Annotated in this window: 11 protein-coding genes and 2 pseudogenes; 5 read left to right on the forward strand and 8 right to left on the reverse strand. The window is 57.9% G+C overall.

The window, feature by feature from the left end:
- Window positions 1-348 precede the first annotated feature (348 nt).
- The 4 genes from OMP38_RS15805 to OMP38_RS15820 all read right to left on the reverse strand — a co-directional run bounded on the left by OMP38_RS15805 (window position 349) and on the right by OMP38_RS15820 (window position 4,781).
- The gene (locus OMP38_RS15805; protein ID WP_277565988.1) at window positions 349-2,040 is read right to left on the reverse strand and encodes a sensor histidine kinase; all 1,692 of its coding nucleotides are present in this window, start codon (window positions 2,038-2,040) and stop codon (window positions 349-351) included.
- A gap of 1 nt (window position 2,041) precedes the next feature.
- Window positions 2,042-2,353 carry a helix-turn-helix transcriptional regulator gene (locus tag OMP38_RS15810; RefSeq protein WP_277565989.1) on the reverse strand — a complete coding sequence of 104 codons (312 nt, stop codon included), beginning with the start codon at window positions 2,351-2,353 and terminating at the stop codon, window positions 2,042-2,044.
- Window positions 2,350-3,582 (reverse strand): response regulator, encoded by a 1,233-nt coding sequence (locus tag OMP38_RS15815; RefSeq protein WP_277565990.1) that lies wholly within the window; start codon window positions 3,580-3,582, stop codon window positions 2,350-2,352. The genes OMP38_RS15810 and OMP38_RS15815 overlap by 4 nt, the downstream gene beginning before the upstream one ends.
- 89 nt (window positions 3,583-3,671) lie before the next feature.
- A complete protein-coding gene (locus tag OMP38_RS15820) occupies window positions 3,672-4,781 on the reverse strand; it encodes a glycoside hydrolase family 88/105 protein (RefSeq protein WP_277565991.1) in 1,110 nt (369 codons plus the stop codon).
- 204 nt (window positions 4,782-4,985) lie between these two features.
- Between OMP38_RS15820 and OMP38_RS15825 the strand changes: the two genes are divergently transcribed.
- Window positions 4,986-5,918: a VOC family protein gene (locus OMP38_RS15825; protein ID WP_277565992.1), complete on the forward strand. Its 933-nt coding sequence runs from the start codon at window positions 4,986-4,988 to the stop codon at window positions 5,916-5,918.
- Window positions 5,919-6,025: 107 nt separating this feature from the next.
- Here the strand turns inward: OMP38_RS15825 and OMP38_RS15830 are convergent.
- Window positions 6,026-7,416, reverse strand: a pseudogene (locus tag OMP38_RS15830) (family 4 glycosyl hydrolase).
- Window positions 7,417-7,592: 176 nt separating this feature from the next.
- Here OMP38_RS15830 and OMP38_RS35910 point away from each other — a divergent pair.
- The 4 genes and pseudogenes from OMP38_RS35910 to OMP38_RS15860 all read left to right on the forward strand — a co-directional run.
- A pseudogene (locus OMP38_RS35910) lies at window positions 7,593-7,814 on the forward strand (cupin domain-containing protein); the annotation flags it as partial.
- Between the two features lie 70 nt (window positions 7,815-7,884).
- Entirely contained in the window at window positions 7,885-8,424 is a 540-nt protein-coding gene (locus OMP38_RS15850) for a helix-turn-helix transcriptional regulator (RefSeq protein WP_277565994.1), read from the forward strand.
- Between the two features lie 347 nt (window positions 8,425-8,771).
- Entirely contained in the window at window positions 8,772-10,523 is a 1,752-nt protein-coding gene (locus OMP38_RS15855) for a methyl-accepting chemotaxis protein (protein WP_277565995.1), read from the forward strand.
- Between the two features lie 117 nt (window positions 10,524-10,640).
- Window positions 10,641-14,342: a non-ribosomal peptide synthetase family protein gene (locus tag OMP38_RS15860; RefSeq protein WP_277565996.1), complete on the forward strand. Its 3,702-nt coding sequence runs from the start codon at window positions 10,641-10,643 to the stop codon at window positions 14,340-14,342.
- Between the two features lie 146 nt (window positions 14,343-14,488).
- Here OMP38_RS15860 and OMP38_RS15865 read toward each other — a convergent pair whose 3' ends face one another.
- The 3 genes from OMP38_RS15865 to OMP38_RS15875 all read right to left on the reverse strand — a co-directional run bounded on the left by OMP38_RS15865 (window position 14,489) and on the right by OMP38_RS15875 (window position 17,672).
- Window positions 14,489-15,325, reverse strand: coding sequence for a carbohydrate ABC transporter permease (locus OMP38_RS15865; RefSeq protein ID WP_277565997.1), 837 nt, complete (start codon window positions 15,323-15,325; stop codon window positions 14,489-14,491).
- On the reverse strand, window positions 15,325-15,978 hold the full coding sequence (locus OMP38_RS15870) for a carbohydrate ABC transporter permease (RefSeq protein ID WP_277565998.1): 654 nt from the start codon (window positions 15,976-15,978) through the stop codon (window positions 15,325-15,327). The genes OMP38_RS15865 and OMP38_RS15870 overlap by 1 nt, the downstream gene beginning before the upstream one ends.
- A 320-nt stretch (window positions 15,979-16,298) precedes the next feature.
- Window positions 16,299-17,672: an ABC transporter substrate-binding protein gene (locus tag OMP38_RS15875; protein WP_277565999.1), complete on the reverse strand. Its 1,374-nt coding sequence runs from the start codon at window positions 17,670-17,672 to the stop codon at window positions 16,299-16,301.
- Window positions 17,673-17,792: the final 120 nt, after the last annotated feature.

Here is a 17,792-nt window from a genome sequence, read left to right on the forward strand (position 1 = left end):
TCCCCCCGAAGATCCCGTGTCCAGGCAGGAAGTTTTTGAAAGCGATTACGACTCCCGGCATCGGCAAGTAGCAAAAGATGAAGTAATACAAGAAAATCGGCAGAAACATAAGAATGAGCAGCTTATCCCGGCGAATCAGCTTCATTAACGGTATTCCTTTGTTATCCACGCCCTACCTCCTTTCTTCCCGTGTCTTATGCTCAAATTCTAGCAAAGACGCCGGCTTGCCTAAATCCAACATTCTTTCGATCTCTGTTCCTTTTTTTACGTCACTTTTTACGGGGCTTGCCGAGGCGGCATCGGGGAAAAAGGGATGAAAAAAAGAGCCTTCGAAGGAGGCTCTTGCGATCAATCGCCGGATGAATTCGGCGCCCGGAATTTAGGGAACTTGATATAAACGGTCGTACCCTCGCCGGGCGTGCCGCGAATCCAAACGCCGTAAGCCGCGCCGAATCGGATCTGTATCCGGTCGTGAACGTTCTTTAGCCCGTACCCGGCCGTGGAGCTGGACGTCAGCACCTCTTCTGCCAGCTCCTCGCGAATGCCCGGGCCGTTGTCCGCGACCTCGAACGTCATGTCGTCGCCTTCGGCTTGGCCGCGCAGCGCGATCCGGCCCCGGCGGCTGCCCTTGCGAAGCTGATCGATGCCATGTTCAAGCGCGTTTTCAAGAATCGGCTGGAACACGATGTTGATCATGTCGTATTGCAGCAGTTCTTCCTCGACGTCGCACGCGAAGTCGAAATTGTAATTGTGCATGATAAGCTGAATCTGCATATAAGCCGTTGCGTTTTCCAGTTCGCTCGCGACGGAGATGATGCTTTTCCCTTTGTTCAGCACCGCCCGGTAGAACCGGGATACCGAATTCGTAATCTGGCTGATCTCCATCGCGTCGATCTCGAGCGCCTTCCAATTGATAATGGACAGCGTATTGTACAGGAAATGAGGATTGATCTGCGTCTGCAGCGCCCTGAGCTCGGCCTCCTTTTGCGTGATCTTGCTCTGGTACACCTCTTCGATCAGCCTGTTGACGTTCGCCAGCATGTGGCCGAATTTGTTCGTCAACTGGCCGATCTCGTCCCGCGCGGAACTGCTGACGCTGATCTTCAGATTGCCGGTCTCGACCATCGTCATTTTCTTGTTCAGGCTGATGATGCGCTTGACGAAGCCGTTCGAGAACAAGCCGATGATGAAGATCAGCACGCCTATGCAAATGACGACGATAAGCGCGGTCGCATTGACGATGCTGGTGGCATCGACCGACAAGCTCTTTTTCGGCGCGAAGCAGACCAGGCGCCACCCCGTCTCGGGAATTTCCTTCGTCATATAAACATAGTCGCCGCGGTCGGCCGTATCCGTCCGCTCGAGCTTTTCGTAGGCGGAATAGAGCGTCCGGCCCTGTCGGTCCTCGATTCGGATGCCGTAGGCCTCGGTCTGCACCTCGGTCAAACCGTGCAGCATGCTGTCCGCATCGATGCTGAGAAATAATAGCGCGGTCCGGGGCGTACCGTCCCGGGGCGGCTCGTCCGCTTCGAACGGACGTACCGCGAATAGCTTGCCGTTGACCAAATTCCACTTCGTGGAGCCGGCATCTCCAAGCCCCTCTGCCCACGGCATCCGATCCAGCAGCGCAATGGGCAGGATATATTCCCCGCGCAAGATATCGCTATTGTCCGTGAACACCGAGATCTGCAGCAAGTCTTTATTAAAACTGAGAATATTGCTGAAAAACGGATCCACGTAATCGCGGTAAAGCACCGGAAAATTGGCCGGATTCGTCATAAAAATCTGCCGGAACACGATATTCTGCGTAATGGAATTAATGACGGACTCGTATTGCCCGCTCCTGTAGTTGATCGTCGTCGCGATCTGGCCGATCGATCCGTCGAGATTCTGCTCGGCCTGCCGCAGCAGGAACCGGCTTGCCTGATTGTAGGAAAAAGTCCCGAGCGCCAGCAACGGGATAATGGAAACGACGATATAGGATATGATCAGCTTCTGCTTAAAGCGCAGGTTTTTGAACCGGGTCAGCAGCAACGCCATGTCAGCGCCTCGTCTCTCTGAATTTGGCGGGGCTGATGCCGTGATGATTTTTAAATATTTTGCAAAAGTACGAATCGTTCAAGAATCCGACCTTGGCGCCGATGTCCGCGATGGTCATGTTGGTATGGCGAAGGAGCTCGGCCGCCTTGAGCATCCGTACCTTCGTGATGTATTTGACGAGCGTCAGACCCGCCTCTTTGTTGAAGAGGTAGCTGAGATAAGTTTGGGTCAGGAATACCCGCTCGGCTAGCCATCCGAGTCCGATATCCTCCATATAGTGATCTTCGATCAGCCTTTTGACGTCGTCGATCACCTTCTTGGTATCCGGGGGGGATTGGCTTCGCCAGGCATCTGGAGCAGGTCCATCAGACGGTACAAGTGCGACTTGAGCGCGGACAAGGACCTGCATCCGAAAATCTCTTCTACGTAGGGCTTGAACGCGAGAACGTCGCGCTCTCCTGCGGCTAACAACACCCGCTTGGCCAATTCCGTGCAGAGGTACTTGACGAATATGGCCGAATGGCGCCCGTTGCCCTCGATTGTCTTAAAGAACAATTCGACGCCCTTCCTGAACCCGAAGTCGTCCTTGGCATCCATGTGCCAGTTGATCGTCTCCATCAGCTTGGGAAGCGCGTCGGACAAGTCCCGGTTCGCGAGACGCTCGTCGGTGAACAGCACCGTGCTTTCCTGGAAAAAAAACTTTTCCTCCAGCGTACGCTCCATGCTTGCGAACTCGTCGGCTATCGCCGTAACATCGGCTACCGGCCGGCCCATAACAAGATTTACGTTGCGTCCGTACAGTTCCGTCCACGCTTGCATGAGCCGATCGCCAAGCGCGCTGAGCGCCTCGAAGCCTTCTTGACCGGGCGTCCGGAATAGGAGCAGTACGCTCTGGCTCTCGTTCAGGTTGACGATCTCGAAGCCCGAAGGGATCAACGATTGGACGGACGCGGGGAAACGGTCGTGATCCTCGGCGAACACGGGCCCGTCCACGTCCACGAGAATCATCTGGATGCCGCTGCCGGGTATTGCGATGCCTGCCTGCGCCAACTGCTCCGCCGTGACGTCCCGGCCGCCGATCAAGCCGAGCAGCACATTTTCCTTTTCATGCTCCATCCCTTTGTGATAGCCGGCCAGCATCATCCGGCTGCGCTCCCGCTCCGCCTGCTGTTTCTTGCAATGCGCGATCACGCTCTCGAATTCTCGGACGAAGTCGTTCACGTCGATCGGCTTGAGCAAATAAGCGAATATATGATACTGGATCGCCTGCTGCGCGTACTCGAACTCGCCGAAGGCGCTGAATATAATCATATGGATGTCCGGGTACAGCTCCCGAGCTCGGCGGCACAGCTCCAGCCCGTCCATGAACGGCATCTTGATGTCCGTGAATAAAATATCGATCGGGCGGGACGCCAGAATCTCCAAAGCTTCCTCGCCATTCTCGGCTTCCGCGGCTTCCAGTTCCAGCCCGTACTTCTGAATCAACCGCGTGATGCCTTTCCGCTCGATATGCTCGTCGTCCACGATCAGTATCTGGAACACCGCGAACCCCTCCCTTGTTCCCATCATAACAAGCGGAGCGCCCTTGTGGATACAGAACTCCGCCTTGTCAGGCGGAGTTAAACATTGCCTTATTGCGCTTCGATCTCCAGACAGGCGCTCACGAAGGGACCGAAACCTTTGGGATCGTCTCTCCGCTGCGGCTCGCTCACATAATAATCGAACGATCCGTCCCTGTACGGCCGCCCTCCCAGGCCGGCGACGCTGCAGATCCGTCCCAGATGCAGGCTGGCGTCGGGATCGCTTTCGACGCACAGGTCAAGGAGCCCTCTGAAGCCTTTCCTTGCCGATTCGGCAGCGGATTCGCCCAAATATCCGTTGCGCGCCCCTTTGGCGAATGCGTAAACGAACATTGCCGAACCCGACGCTTCTAAATAGTTCCCCGTTCTGGCTTCCTGATCCGTCACCTGATACCACAATCCCGTATCCGCATCCTGCGCGCGGATGATCGCCTCCGCCAATCTGTAAAACAGGCCGACGATCAGTCCGCGCTTCGGATGGTCCGGCGGCAGATCGTCCAGCACGTCGACGACCGCCATGACGTACCAGCCCATCGCGCGGCTCCAGAAATTCGGCGAACAGCCGGTAGAACGGTTGGCCCAAGCCTGTTCGCCGCTCTCGTCCCAGCCGTGGTAGAGCAAGCCCGTCTGCGGATCGCGGGCGTGCCGTTCCATGAGCAGAATCTCGTGCGCCGCCTCGTCGTACCATTGCGGGCATTCGAACATTCGCGCATATCGGGTCAGGAACGGCGAAGTCATATAAACGCCGTCGAGCCACATTTGGTACGGATAAATTTTTTTGTGCCACAATCCGCCCTCGCTCGTGCGCGGATGACTTTTCATCTGCGTCATGAGCGTCTCGATGGCGAGGCGATATTTCTCTTCTTTTGTTTGCTCGTACAGGAAAAACAAAGACTTGCCCTGATTAATCTGGTCCACGTTGTATTCTTCCAGCCGGTACGTGTCGATCGTGCCGTCGGCCCGTACGAACAAATCCATATTCAGCCGGATATAATCGAAGTATCGCCCATCGCCCGTTTTCCGCCATAAGCGTTCGAGCGCGGTCAGCATGCAGCCGTTTTCGTAGTTCCAGCTTCTCGTTCGCTGGAAGGGCATATCGGACACAAGCGGATACTGCTTCAAGAATGAATCTGACATCCGAACGGACCATTCCGCCGTCATACGCGCACCTCCGCAGCCAATGATTCAACCAAACGGTTCGATCCAAATCGCAATCCAATTTTAGCAGAACGCCCTCGACGCCGACATTCAAGATTTGTTAGATTGATGTTCTTTTTTTTACGTTTATTCCTCAAGGACAGCAATTCATGAGAAACGCCGCCCATCCAGCCCTGATAAAATAAAAGCAAAAAGGAGGCTATTGCGATGAATGAAGCTACCGCAAGCTCATCCGCGCCCCGCATCGTCCCGCATCTGTGGTTCGACAAAGAGGCCAGGGAAGCAGCGACATTTTACAGTACCGTGTTCCCCGAATCTGCCGTCACGAGCGCGACGACGCTTCGCGACACGCCTTCCGGCGATGCCGAACTCGTGTCGTTTACGATCTGGGGCACGCCCTTCATGGCGATCTCCGCAGGCCCGCTATTCAAGTTCAATCCGTCCGTCTCGTTTATCGTGAACTTCGATCCGTCCCGGGAGAGCCGCGCGCGCGAGCTGCTGGGCGAGACATGGGACAAGCTCGCCGAGGACGGCACGGCGCTCATGCCGCTGGGCGAGTATCCGTTCAGCGCGCGATTCGGGTGGATCCGGGACAAGTACGGCGTGACGTGGCAGCTCATGCTGACCAATCCGGAAGGAGAGCCCCGTCCGACGATCATCCCGTCCCTGATGTTCACCGGGGACAACGCAGGCAGAGCGGAGGAAGCGCGCGAGCTTTACTTGTCCGTATTCGAGCGTTCGCGTCCAGGACAGCTGCAACGCTACGGTCCGGGCATGGCGCCGGATAAGGAAGGCACGGTCATGTTCAGCGACTTTATGGCGGAAAATACCTGGCTGACCGCGATGGACAGCGCGCACAGCCACGGCTTCACCTTCAACGAGGCGGTCTCCCTGCTCGTTCGCTGCGACACGCAGGCCGAGATCGACGCTTATTGGAGCGGATTGTCCGCCGTCCCCGAGGCCGAGTCCTGCGGCTGGCTCAAGGACAAGTTCGGCCTGTCGTGGCAGATCGCGCCCGCCGCGATGGAGGACATGATGAGCAGCGGCACGCCAGAGCAGATCGAACGCGTGACCAAGGCTTTCATGCCGATGAAGAAGCTCGACATCGCGAAGCTGGAGCAGGCTTACCGCGGCGACTGATGCGATACCGATCGGAAATGAAGTTCGTTGAGGGCGTACCAAAACAAAAACCGCAAAGCCGACAAGGCTTCGCGGTTCTTGTTTTTGGAGTGGCTTGGGCGCCGCTCTTATTCATACCAGTATTTCGGGAGGACTTCCTTTTCCTGCTCCAGCAATTCCTTGATGATCATGTCCGCGTCATGGATCGAATTCACGAGCGGATCGGTCATCATCGCTCTGCGCAGCTTGACGAAGCTCCGTTCGGCGACCGCCTCCGCGGTAAGCTCGTGCGTGTCCAGCACGAGCTCCTGCATGCCACGTATGCCTCTCGGCATCTCGCCCACGTGCAGCGGCTTGATCCCGTCCATGCTCACCTCGCTGAGCAGCTCCAGGAACGCGTCGTCGTTCATGTTCGACACCGCGCCGTTATTCAGCGTGTTGATAAAGAAGCGCCTGCCCAGGTTTCCGACCATATTTTCGATGATATCCGTCGCATGATCGGGGCCGAACGACTGCATATAGCCCGAGATCGGCAGCGCGCCGGACAGGAAGCCGTCCACTTGCTTCCACATCTCTTCATGGCGCTTGTACCGTTCGTCCGTCTCCCAGATCGACAGCGGCGGGATCGCGTCCTTCGTCTTCCCGAGCCCCTGCCAATACCGGACGTATTCTTTGGTGTGCGCCGTGCAGGTCGGGATATAGCCGAATATATCGTAGAGCTGATAGGTAATCGAATCGTTAAAGAGCGCTTTGGCGCCCGTATCTCCGCCGTCGGTTTCGGTAGCGGCCGCTATTCTCATCGCCTCGGCAATCCGAGGCGCGACGTCCTTCCCCTCGTACTCCGCCTTGAGCAGCCAGGTAAAGTGATTGACGCCGGCCACCCGGAAGTCGAACCGGCCATCGATCTCCGCGTTGAATTCGCTTGGATCCGAGATGATGCCGGCCCTGACGGCATAATTCGCTTTGACATGCGGCATATGATGGCCGTCGCACAGCGCGAACGACTTCAGCTGCGGCGCGTAGCGGCTCAGCGCGATCCCATGGACCGTAGACGGATTGATATAGTTGATGACCCAGGCATCGGGGCACAGCTCTTCGATATCCTTTGCGCAGGCCAGGATGACCGGCAGCTCTCTCATGGCCCTGAAGATGCCTCCCGGTCCGATCGTATCGCCCGAGCACATGCGAATCCCGTATTTCAAGGAAACCTGACAGTCGATCCCCCCGATATTTGACCGTATCCTCCGCAAAGCTGAGCACGACAAAATCGGCGTCCCTCAGCACTTCTCTCCGGTTCGTCGAGCCTTCCACCTTCAGCGGTACCCCATTCTCCTTGGCCACCGCCTTGGCCAGGCTCACCATTTTAGCCAGCCTTGCTTCGTCCGTGTCCACCAGGGCAAGCGTCCCGTTGTTCAAATAAGGGGGAGTGAACCATCTGCCAGATCGACTGGCGTCCGAAAAACAGGCTGCCCGCGCCGAGTACGGCGACCTTCGGTTGAAACGCGTTCGAGTCGTTCACGATCGAACCTCCTAGTGGGTGATAGCCTCATTATAGGAGAATGGCCGGAAACCGGAATATGCGATGGTTTTGCATTCATGTCAAAAAAGTATGATTTTCAGCAACCTGCCAATTCAATGATATAATCGTCCAAAACGCATGATGTCTATGGGTGGAGGAAAACGATCGTGCCGGACATGGAGATTTTTAACGAACTCTCGGAGTTTATCGCGCTTCGCCTGAAGTCGTGCTGGGCGATCGCTCCCGGCGGGGATTGGATCGAGCATAAGGCGCATGCCGACTACGATCTATGGCTCATTCAATCCGGAACCGTGAAGCTTCGCATCGCCGGCACCGAGCATACCGCCCGACCGGGAGACGTGGTCTTTTTTTTACCCTCGGATTCCTTATATCGCTTCTTGCGGCGAGGAAGGCTGCCGGTTTATTTACGTCCACTTCGATTACGGCATCGGCGAGCAGCAGCGGATTTTGAGCGATTTTCAGCTCTCGGGGATCATCGGCGCGGATTTAATTCGGGAGAATGCCGATCTGTTCGTCAAGGCCTTCGAGCAATCGGAGCAGCGAAGCGGCAAGCCAGGGAACCGGCTGTATTTGAAGGCTTGCCTGATGGCCGTCATCGCCAAGATCATCGAGCTCCATGGACAAGGCCAGTACAGCGGCGCCTTTCTGAGCGGGACTTTGCCGAGGAGATCCGGCCGAGACCTGGACGTCTTGCAGCCGATATTCCGGTACATTGACGCTCATCTCCACGAATCGATTAAAATGAGCGAGCTGGCGCCGCTAGCCGGCATATCCGAGAAGTACTTCATTTCCTACTTTAAAAAAGCCGTCGGCATCACGCCGGGACAATATATGTATCAGATTAAAATGAACCGGGCGCGCGATTATTTGTATCAAAAGAAATACACGGTCCAACAAATCGCCGGCTTCCTCGGTTACCCCGATCCGTTTACCTTTTCGAAGGCGTTCAAGAAGTACTATAACGTGCCTCCGTCGAAATTCGATTAACGGCGGCCTCCTCTTGGATTCGACAAACTCCGGCAAAATCCTTGTCTTTGCGACTGCGGCCAGATAGCTTCGATAGCCAACCTCTATCCATTAGGACTTATGTAACAATTTACATAGGTAAATAAGATTATTATTCCAAAAAATTAAACAAACCTTTAGAAAAACTATTACTTTCGGCTGTCTAAAGTACGATAACTGTGGGGTGGAAATTTTGGACAAGGAGGGAGTTTTATTCACGAGAACCAATTTTTGAAGGGCTTTCATGACCAAAGACGCAGGTCTCAAAGTCGGTAAGCGATAAGCCAAAACGGTCTAGACTGCAAATTATACAACAGGAGCGGAGATTAGTGAAGAAGTTGCTTAGAATGTCTTTTTTCTCCAAAAATTTAATTTTATCTTTCATTAACATCATCCTGATCGGGGCGGCGCTGATCACCTCCGCGTACATCGTCGAAAAGAACATTCTGATCGACCAGCTGCGCGGTCAGATCAAAGTCGTCACCGAAAACTGGGCCAAGGGCATCGAACCGGAAAAGATCCGTCAGGCGATGGCCGAGAAAAGCTATAAGGACCCCGTTCAAACGGAGCTCACGGCTTACCTCGACCAGGTCAACAAAAATAACCCCAACATCGCCCAAGCCTATGTCTTCGGCACGGAGCTGACGAACGGCAATCAAACGTCGATCGCGGCGATGCCGACCAGCCTCGTGACCGCGTTCGAGGAAGCGAAGCTGAACGTCGGCGATATGTACGAGCAGCCGAAAATCGTCGCCGATGCGCTCGCCAACATGCTGCATACCGGGAAGCCAACCTTCACCAGCATCTACTCTGACGATTTCGGCACCTGGACGACGATCGCCTACCCGATCAAAGACGCCGACGGAAGCACGTTCGCTTATTTCGCGGTCGACGTGGATGCCAGCGCGGTATCCAAGGGCCTCAGCAAGCTGCTGACTTACGGCATTACGATCCTGCTCATCCTGCTGGCCGTCATTCTGTTGATCCAGTTTATCGTCGCCCGCCGCATGATGAAGCCGATCAAGGAACTGATCCGGGGCATCGAGCAGGTGAGCCAGGGCAATCTGGACGTGAAGCTGAAGACAGGCAACAGCGATCTCGGCATGCTGAACGACAAGTTCAACGGCATGGTCGCCCGCATCAACGACACGATCGCGAAGGTTCAGCAAACGTCGCACGCGTTGACGTCCTCCGCGAGATCGCTACGTGAAGTTTCCGAGAAGAACGATGCCAGCATGGAAACGATGACGGCCAGCATGCGCGAAATCACCGTGAGCGTCGTGACCCAGGAGCAGGCTGCCGGCGACGGGGCGAAGGCGATGGCCGAGATGGCCAACGTCATTCAGAACATCGCGGCCAACGCTTCCAAAGTTGCGGACGAGGCGACGGAGATGGAAAAGCTGTCGCTCGAGGGCAATCAGGTCGTGAGGCAAGTGTCGGACCAGATGGAGCAAATCGAGGACTTCGTGTCTCGCACTACGAATGCGGTCCAGCTGCTGGAGGGCCGCTCCCAGGAGATCGAAAATATCGTCGCGATCATCACGGGCATCTCGACCCAGACCAACCTGCTCGCGCTGAACGCGGCGATCGAAGCCGCGCGAGTCGGCGAGTACGGCGCAGGCTTCGCCGTCGTGGCGCACGAAGTCCGCAAGCTTGCGGAGATGTCGGCGCAGTCCGCCAACCAGATCACCGAGCTGATCAAGGAAATTCAAACCGAGATCGGCGTAGCCGCCGCCGCCATGGAGCAAGGAACGAACGAGGTCCGGATCGGCAAGGAGGTCGCCTCGGACGCCGAGCGGATGTTCGCGGGCATCCTGAACGCCACGAACAACGTCACGCTTCAAATTCAAGAGGTGTCCAGCTCGACCGAGCAGATGTCGGCCGGCACCGAAGAGCTGACCGCCACCTCGGCTGAGCTGTCCGCATCGGCGGGCAAGACCGCGGCGAGCAGCGCCAAGATCAACGATTCGATCGCGGACCAGAAGGAATCGATGCGCGCCATCGTCGAATCGTCGACGGGACTGGCGGCCATGTCCGCGGAACTGCAGCAGTTGGTCGAACGCTTCAAGGTACAACGATAGTTCAACGAATCAGCTGCTTATAACAACATCATACGCACTCTCCCGGATCCAACCGAGACGCACGCTATTCTCTGGGATGGGGTGCGTCTCCATTCTAGCCATGGAGGCAATAAAAACATGTCTTTCAATCGTACCGCTGCCGAGCTGAACCCCACGCGCGGACCGCAACAGCCGGTTCTTTTGCTGCCGACGGACTATCCCCGTCATCGCCGGACTTACGCCTACGATACGATCGAATATGCGTTAAGCCAGTCACTAACCCGGACGCTCCGGGAATCGAGAAAGGAGGGAAATCACGATATCGCCTTGCTGGCCGCCGTCTACTTCGCCTGGATCTGCCGCCTGTCGGGCGAACGAGAGATGGCGGCCGGCATCGCGGCGGCAGCCGGAGACGCGCCCGTGTTCGTCGACGCCGCCTCGGCCAAGACGTTCGGCGACTTGCGCGATGCCGTTCACCGCGGCTTGATCGCGCCGGAGCCGCCGTTCGACGGCGTCTGCGAGACCCGCTTCTCCGTCGGCTTCCCCCTTCGCGCGGAGCATGAGCAGCTGAATTGGCAGCTGCGCGAGCGCGACGGCGGCTGGGCCGTCATCGTCGAGTACGATACCTCTCTCTTCCGCGAAGCGACGATCCGCCGCTACGTCCGTTATTATGCCGCCCTGCTGGAGGCCGCGCTGGCCGATCCGTCCGCGAGCTTCGCGGGCGTCGATCTGCTGACGGAAGAGGATGCCGCGGTCTACGCGGCGCTGAACGCGACGGAAGCCGCGTACGATCGCCATGCGACGATTCACGGCATGATCGAGCGGGCGGCCGCGCGGTATCCGGACAAGACCGCAGTCTCCTCCGCCGAAGGAAAATGGACGTACCGGCAATTGAACGAAGAGGCGAACCGGACGGCCCTCATGCTGCTGGACCGCGGCCTGCGCAAAGGCGAATTCGTCACGATTCTGATGGAGCGCAGCGCGGAGCTGATCGCCAGCCTGATCGGCATCCTGAAGGCCGGCGGCGTGTACGTTCCCGTCGATCCCGAGCATCCCGAGGAGCGGAATCGTTATATCGTAGAGGATACGGGATCGGCGTTCGTCCTGACGAAAGGCAAGTATATGCAGGCCGCGGAACGGTTGTGCGACGGCATCGCGACGGTCAAGGCGATCGTCGACGTCGAAGCGGGATTTCCGGCATACGAGGGCGCGAATAATCCCGACGGCGGAGCCGGTCCGGACGATCTCGCTTATGTCATCTATACGTCCGGCTCGACGGGCAGGCCAAAAGGCGCGCTCATCGCCCACGAGGGCGTCGTCAATCTGGGAGAATCCGTCCGCAGGGACTGCCGGATCGGGCCGGACGACGTGCTGACTCAATTCGCCACGTACAGCTTCGACGCCTCCGTATGGGATACGATCGGCGCGTTGTTCTACGGCGCCGAGCTGTACCTGCTGTCCCCCGCCGAGCGGATGTCGGTCGAAGCGTTCGCCTCGGCGGTCGAGCGGACGGGAACGACGATCATCGCGATTTTGCCGACCGTATTCTTCAACCAGCTGTCGGCCTATCTGTCCGATGAGGGTTATCGCAAGCTGTCCCGCGTCCATCTGATCACGGTAGCCGGCGAAGCGCTGTACGGCGAGCAAGTGCGCGCCTTCCAACGCAAATTCAAGGACGCCATCGCGATCGTGAACGTGTACGGGCCGACCGAGTGCACGGTGTGCACGACGACCCATACGATTCGCGACTATGTTCCGGACGACCTGGCGAACGTGCCGATCGGACGGCCGATCGGCAACTACAAGGTCTACATCGTCAACGAGGAGAACCGGCTGTGCCCGGTCAACGTTCACGGAGAGGTTCTCATCTCTACGGTGGGGCTGGCCAAAGGTTACTTGAACCAGCCCGAGAAGACCAAGGACGCGTTCGTCCCGAACCCGTTCGAGCCGGGCAGTCTGATCTACAAGTCCGGGGACTTCGCGAAGCTGCTGCCGGACGGCACGATCGAGTACGTCGGCCGCAGGGACTCCCAGATCAAGATTCGCGGGCACCGGATCGAGATCGGCGAGATCGAAGACGCTTTTGCCAAGATACCGAACGTACAGAACATCGCCGTCGTGCCGAAGAAGGAAAAGGACGGCCAGAACATGCTCGTCGGCTACTTCACGTCCAAGGACGGTGAGCGGGTATCCGCCGCCGAGATCAAGCGGCTGCTGAGCGCGAAGCTCCCTTCCTACTTCGTGCCGAAGCTGATCGTTCAGCTGGCGGACATGCCGATCTCCCCTACGGGCAAGATCGACCGCAAGCAGCTCGCAGGCTACGAGCTGCAGGAGGAACGGGAGTACGGCGACGAGAGCTACGCGCCGCCGGCCAACGAGACCCAAGCGGCCATCGCGGCAGCCTGGCAGGAATCGCTCGACCTCGGCAAGGTCGGCATTCATGACGATTTCTTCGAGATCGGCGGCGATTCCCTGGCGATTATTCACGTGCTCGTCCTGCTCAAGCCGCGGTTCCCGGATATCGGCATCAACGACTTCTTCGAATGCAGGACGATCGAGAAGCTGGCCGAACGCGCAGAACGGCTCAGCGGCAAAGCCGACGGTTCCCGCAAGGCCTATGTCGGCGGCGAAGTCATCCCGTTGGACGAGCATCCCGCCTTGCTGGGGCAGGCGTCCGCGGAGTCGCGGCACGACCGTCCGTCCGCCGTGCTGTTGACCGGCGCGACCGGCTATCTCGGCGCTTATCTGCTCTACGAGCTGCTCGTCCAGAGCGAGGCCAAGATCATCTGCCTCGCGCGCCCGAGCGGATCGGACTCGGCGCAGTTCAGAATTCAGAAGACGCTGGTGCATTACTTCGGCGCTTCGTCGCTCGATCTGCTGGACGGCCGCGTCTATGTCGTGGATGGGGATCTGTCGCAGCCCGGACTGGGGCTGTCGCCGGCGGACGCGCGGTTCGTCGGCGCGAACGCGGACGCGATCCTGCACAGCGCCGCGGACGTGCGGCATTTCGGGGACGCGGATCAGTTCGACAAATCGAACGTCCTCGCGACCCGACATCTGATCGAGCTCGCCGAAGGATCGGACCGCGGCGTGAGGTTTCACCACATCTCGACGCTCGGCATTCCGGAAGATCTGGCGCTGGGCGGGCAGTGGGAAGAACAGCTCTCGCGCGACGCGTTCGATCCGGACCTGAAGGTCGACAATCTGTACACGCAAAGCAAGCTCGAAGCGGAAAAGCTGCTCATGGCTGCCGCGGACCGCGGTCTGGCCGTCAACATCTACCGGGCGGGCAACCTGTCGTGCCATGCGGAGAGCGGGAAGTTCCAGCAGAACATCGACAACAACGCGTTCTACCGGATGATCAAGGCGATGCTGCTGCTCGGCAAAGCGCCGAAAGCGAATTGGGACGTAGACTTCACCCCGATCGATTATGCGGGCAAGTCGATCGTGCATCTGGCGCTGCGGCCGGACACCGCCGGACGGCTGTTCCACATCTGCAATCCGGAGCCGGTCCGCTACGAGCGGATGATCGGGATGCTAGGCGCGCTCGGCTACCCGGTCGAGACGCTCGACTTTGCGGAATATACGAATTGGCTATTCGATTCGGCGGTGCCCAAGGATCCCGAAGCGGTGAAGCTGGCGATCGCCCAGCTCGAGGGCGACGGGGCGAAGGATTCCGACTACCGTTACGGCTGCCCGGCTACGTCCTCATTCCTTGAGGCGACGGACATCCGCTGCGCGCCGGCGGACGAGCGCTATCTTCGCCAAATGATCGATCATGCCGTATCAATCGGTTATTTTCCGGAGCCGAAGCGGCTGCTGCAGGCGGAGCGGCGCTAAGGAACACGTCCTAAAACATAGACGATGCCAGGCAAAAACAGGGGCTTCCCTTCAGGTCATTCAGACCCGGGGAAGCCCCTGAACTATTTTGCATGACCTCGCGAATCGCCTCCAGGCTCCTCGACCGCATGGATTGTCGATTTGGATTACCCTTTGACCGCCCCTGCCGTCATCCCTTGGTAGAAATACTTCTGCGTCAGCAGGAAGAACAGGGCCGGCGGAAGGATGGCGATGGCGAGCATCGCGTAGATCGCCCCGAAATCGGAGGCGTGGGAGCTCGAAAACGTGTAAACGGCAAGCGGTATCGTTCGTTTGGATTCAGACGTGATGAACAAGAGCGACAGCAGAAATTCGTTCCATACGTTCACGGAGGTGATGACGATAAAGGTAACCGACACCGGCTTCAGCAGCGGCATGACGACGAGCGAGAGACGCTTGGCATAACCGGCGCCGTCGATGACGGACGCTTCGTCGATCTCTCTCGGTATCGTCTTGACGAAGCCCGTATACAGCAGAATGCCCATAGGCAGCGCCTGGGCCGCGTTGACGAGAATAAGGCCCAGCCTCGAATTCGTGAGGTGCAGCCCCCTCAGGAGCGAATACAGCGATACCAGGTTGGCGCCGACGGGAATCATCATCGCGCTTAAGAAGAGCAGGTACAAGAACGCGAAGAGCCGTTCCCTTCTCCTTCCGATCGCATACCCCGCGACGGAAGACAAGACGACCGCCAGGAGCATCGCGGCGAACGTAATCGACACGGAATTCATAAGGCCGTACATGGCGGCGGAGCTCTTGAACACCGTGCGGTAGTTGTCCAGGTTGAAGCCCGAGGGCAGGGAGATGACCCGATTGATCTCTTCGTTCGTTTTGAAGCTGGACAGAAACACTTGCAGCACCGGGATGACGATGATGACGACCGTTGCCGTCAGAACGATATAGGCCAAACTGCGAACCGTTCGGCTCGTGCGATTGTTGAACGTCATTAGTACTCCGTCTCCCTCTTCCTCGTCATGCGCAGCTGCAGCAGCGTCACTCCGGCGATAAAGACGAAGAAGACGATGCCGATCGCGCTGGCGACGCCAAAGCGCTGATAGCCGAAGGCATTCTCGTAAATGGACATCACGACGCTCTTCGAAGCGCCGACGGGTCCGCCCCCGGTCATCACGAACGGCAGCTCGAAAACCTTCAGGGCGCCGGTGATGCCCATGAAAAGCACGATGGTCATAAACGGCATGAGGAGCGGCAGCGTAATCGTGCGGAATTTGCGAAAACCCGAGACTCCGTCGAGCGTGGCCGCCTCGTTGATCTCCTGCGGAATGCTGCTCAGCCCCGCCAGGAAGATGACCATGCCGATGCCCGTGTATTGCCAGAGGTTGATGAATACGAGCGAGTTTTTCACGATGCGCGGATCGCCGAGCCAATCGGCGACCAAACCCGGCAGCCCCGCCCGCTCAAGCGATTCGTTGATGATCCCCGTGTACTGCATGAATGCGTTCCACGTCAACCCGATGATAAGCGGACTGATGACGGCCGGCAAATAAACGACGAATCGCGCAAGCGCCCGGCCTTTGAGCTTCATGTGAATAAGGACGGCCAGCGTCAGCTGGATGACCGTGCCGAGCGCGATGCTGAGCACGGCAAAATAAATCGTGTTGCCGAACGACAGCGCATTGTCCTTCTCGCGGAATACGGTCGCGAAATTGTCGAAGCCGACAAAGCGATAATGGCTGCTGAACCCGTTCCAATCCGTGAAGGAATAAAAAAAAGGTCACGAACAACGGATAGTAGACAAACAAGAGAAACAGGCCGAGCGCCGGGAGGATGCTCGTCAGGGCGTATACATACTCTTTTCGCTGCAATCTCGATTTCTTCATCGCGTTCTCCCCGGGAAGCGATAGGAGGGCAGGCGCGCCTCTCGGCGACCGTTCTGCCCTCCTTTCCTCGCTTCGCTATGCTTTACTTGACCGCCTGATCCTTAATCTTCGCGAATTCGGCGTCCACCCGCTTCAACTCGTCGGCGACCGGTTGGCCCGCGAGGATATTCTGGTAGCTCGCCCAAGTCACGCTGTCCCAAGCCGGCGGGAAGCTCACGCTGCCGGCGTTGAAGTGAGGCTCGATCTTGCCGGTGTCGCCCACGACCTTCATGAAGTCGACGAGCGCCGGGTCGATCGTCAGATCCAAGCCGGGCAGCAGCGTCGTCAAGCCTTGCGAATTCAAATATTCCGTGATGTTCGCTTGTTCGAGGAAGAAGTTGTACAGCTTCTTCGCCGCGTCCGCGTGCTTGGTCTTCGCGGAGATGCCGATCGACCGGTCCGCCGCGGCGAGCACCTGGATCTTGCCGTTCACGGGCGCATACGGGTAGGCGAATGCGCCGAGCTCCAGATCCTTCGCGTTTTTAATCGGATCGAGGCCAGTCAGCCAAGGCCCCTGCGGGATCATCCCCGCCTTGCCGTCGGCGAAGTATTGGACGCTTTGGTCGTAGGACATCGTCAGGCTCGCCTTGCCGACGTAGCCGGCCTTCACCCACTTTTCGAATTCGGCGAAGGTGTTCTTGTACAGGTCCGAGGGCTTGACCTCGCCCTTGTACAGCGAATCGTTGTAGGTCGGATAGCTGCCGAAGTCCTCCGCGTTGCGGTACGGATCGAAGAATATCCGGAACGGCCAGCCGTCTTTGCCCCCGAATACGAACGGATCCTTGCCGTCCGCCTTGATCTTTTCCGAGATCGTATAGAGCTCCTCGGGCGTCGTCGGCGGTTGGATGCCCAGCTTGGCGAAGTATTTCTTGTTGTAGTACACCGGGAAATATTCAACGCCGCCGTTGACCATCGAACCGTAAATCTTGCCGTCGACCGAATAATAGTCGGCGAGCGGCTGCGACTCCTTCAGCCTGGCCGTGCCCGGTTCGTCCGTGACATCCATCAGCCAGCCTTCTTGCACGTACGACGCGTACTGCGCCGCCTTCATGAACAAGAAGACGTCCGGCGCGTCGCCCGAGATGATCTTGGTCTTAAGCAGCTTGTCGTACTGGGCGCCGTCAAGCACGGTATCCTCTACGGTGATGTAGGGATACTTCTTCATGAACGCTTCCAGCATCGGCTTGTCTTCGCCCTTGCTCATCCACGAGGCGTACTTGATGGTCACCGGCGTCGTGTCTTCCTGAGCCGCCGACGGCGAAGCCGATTCGGACGCGGCCGCCTGGGTCGAGCCCGCGGCAGCGGACGGAGACGCGGAGCTTGCGTTTTTCTCGTTTCCGCCCGAACCGCATGCGCTTAAGAGCGCGCTTCCGAGCATCAACGTCGTTACGAGCAAATAACCTGATTTTCTGTTCAATGGACTTCCCCCCTCCATGATCGGTTGACGCTGTCCGGATGGCGATGCATCCTAACCGTATCTTAGCAAGCGGCTCCTATTCGTTATAGGCGGTGAAATTTATCAAATGGTGCATTCTGT

Source organism: Cohnella ginsengisoli (assembly GCF_029525555.1).
GTDB classification, from domain to species: Bacteria; Bacillota; Bacilli; order Paenibacillales; family Paenibacillaceae; genus Cohnella; species Cohnella ginsengisoli.

Bases quoted from the DNA above. Each gene is read 5' to 3' on its own strand.
- OMP38_RS15860 (WP_277565996.1), top strand. From the start codon at position 10,641: ATGTCTTTCAATCGTACCGCTGCCGAGCTGAACCCCACGCGCGGACCG.
- OMP38_RS15805 (WP_277565988.1), bottom strand. From the start codon at position 2,040: ATGGCGTTGCTGCTGACCCGGTTCAAAAACCTGCGCTTTAAGCAGAAG.
- OMP38_RS15825 (WP_277565992.1), top strand. From the start codon at position 4,986: ATGAATGAAGCTACCGCAAGCTCATCCGCGCCCCGCATCGTCCCGCAT.
- OMP38_RS15820 (WP_277565991.1), bottom strand. From the start codon at position 4,781: ATGACGGCGGAATGGTCCGTTCGGATGTCAGATTCATTCTTGAAGCAG.
- OMP38_RS15865 (WP_277565997.1), bottom strand. From the start codon at position 15,325: ATGACGTTCAACAATCGCACGAGCCGAACGGTTCGCAGTTTGGCCTAT.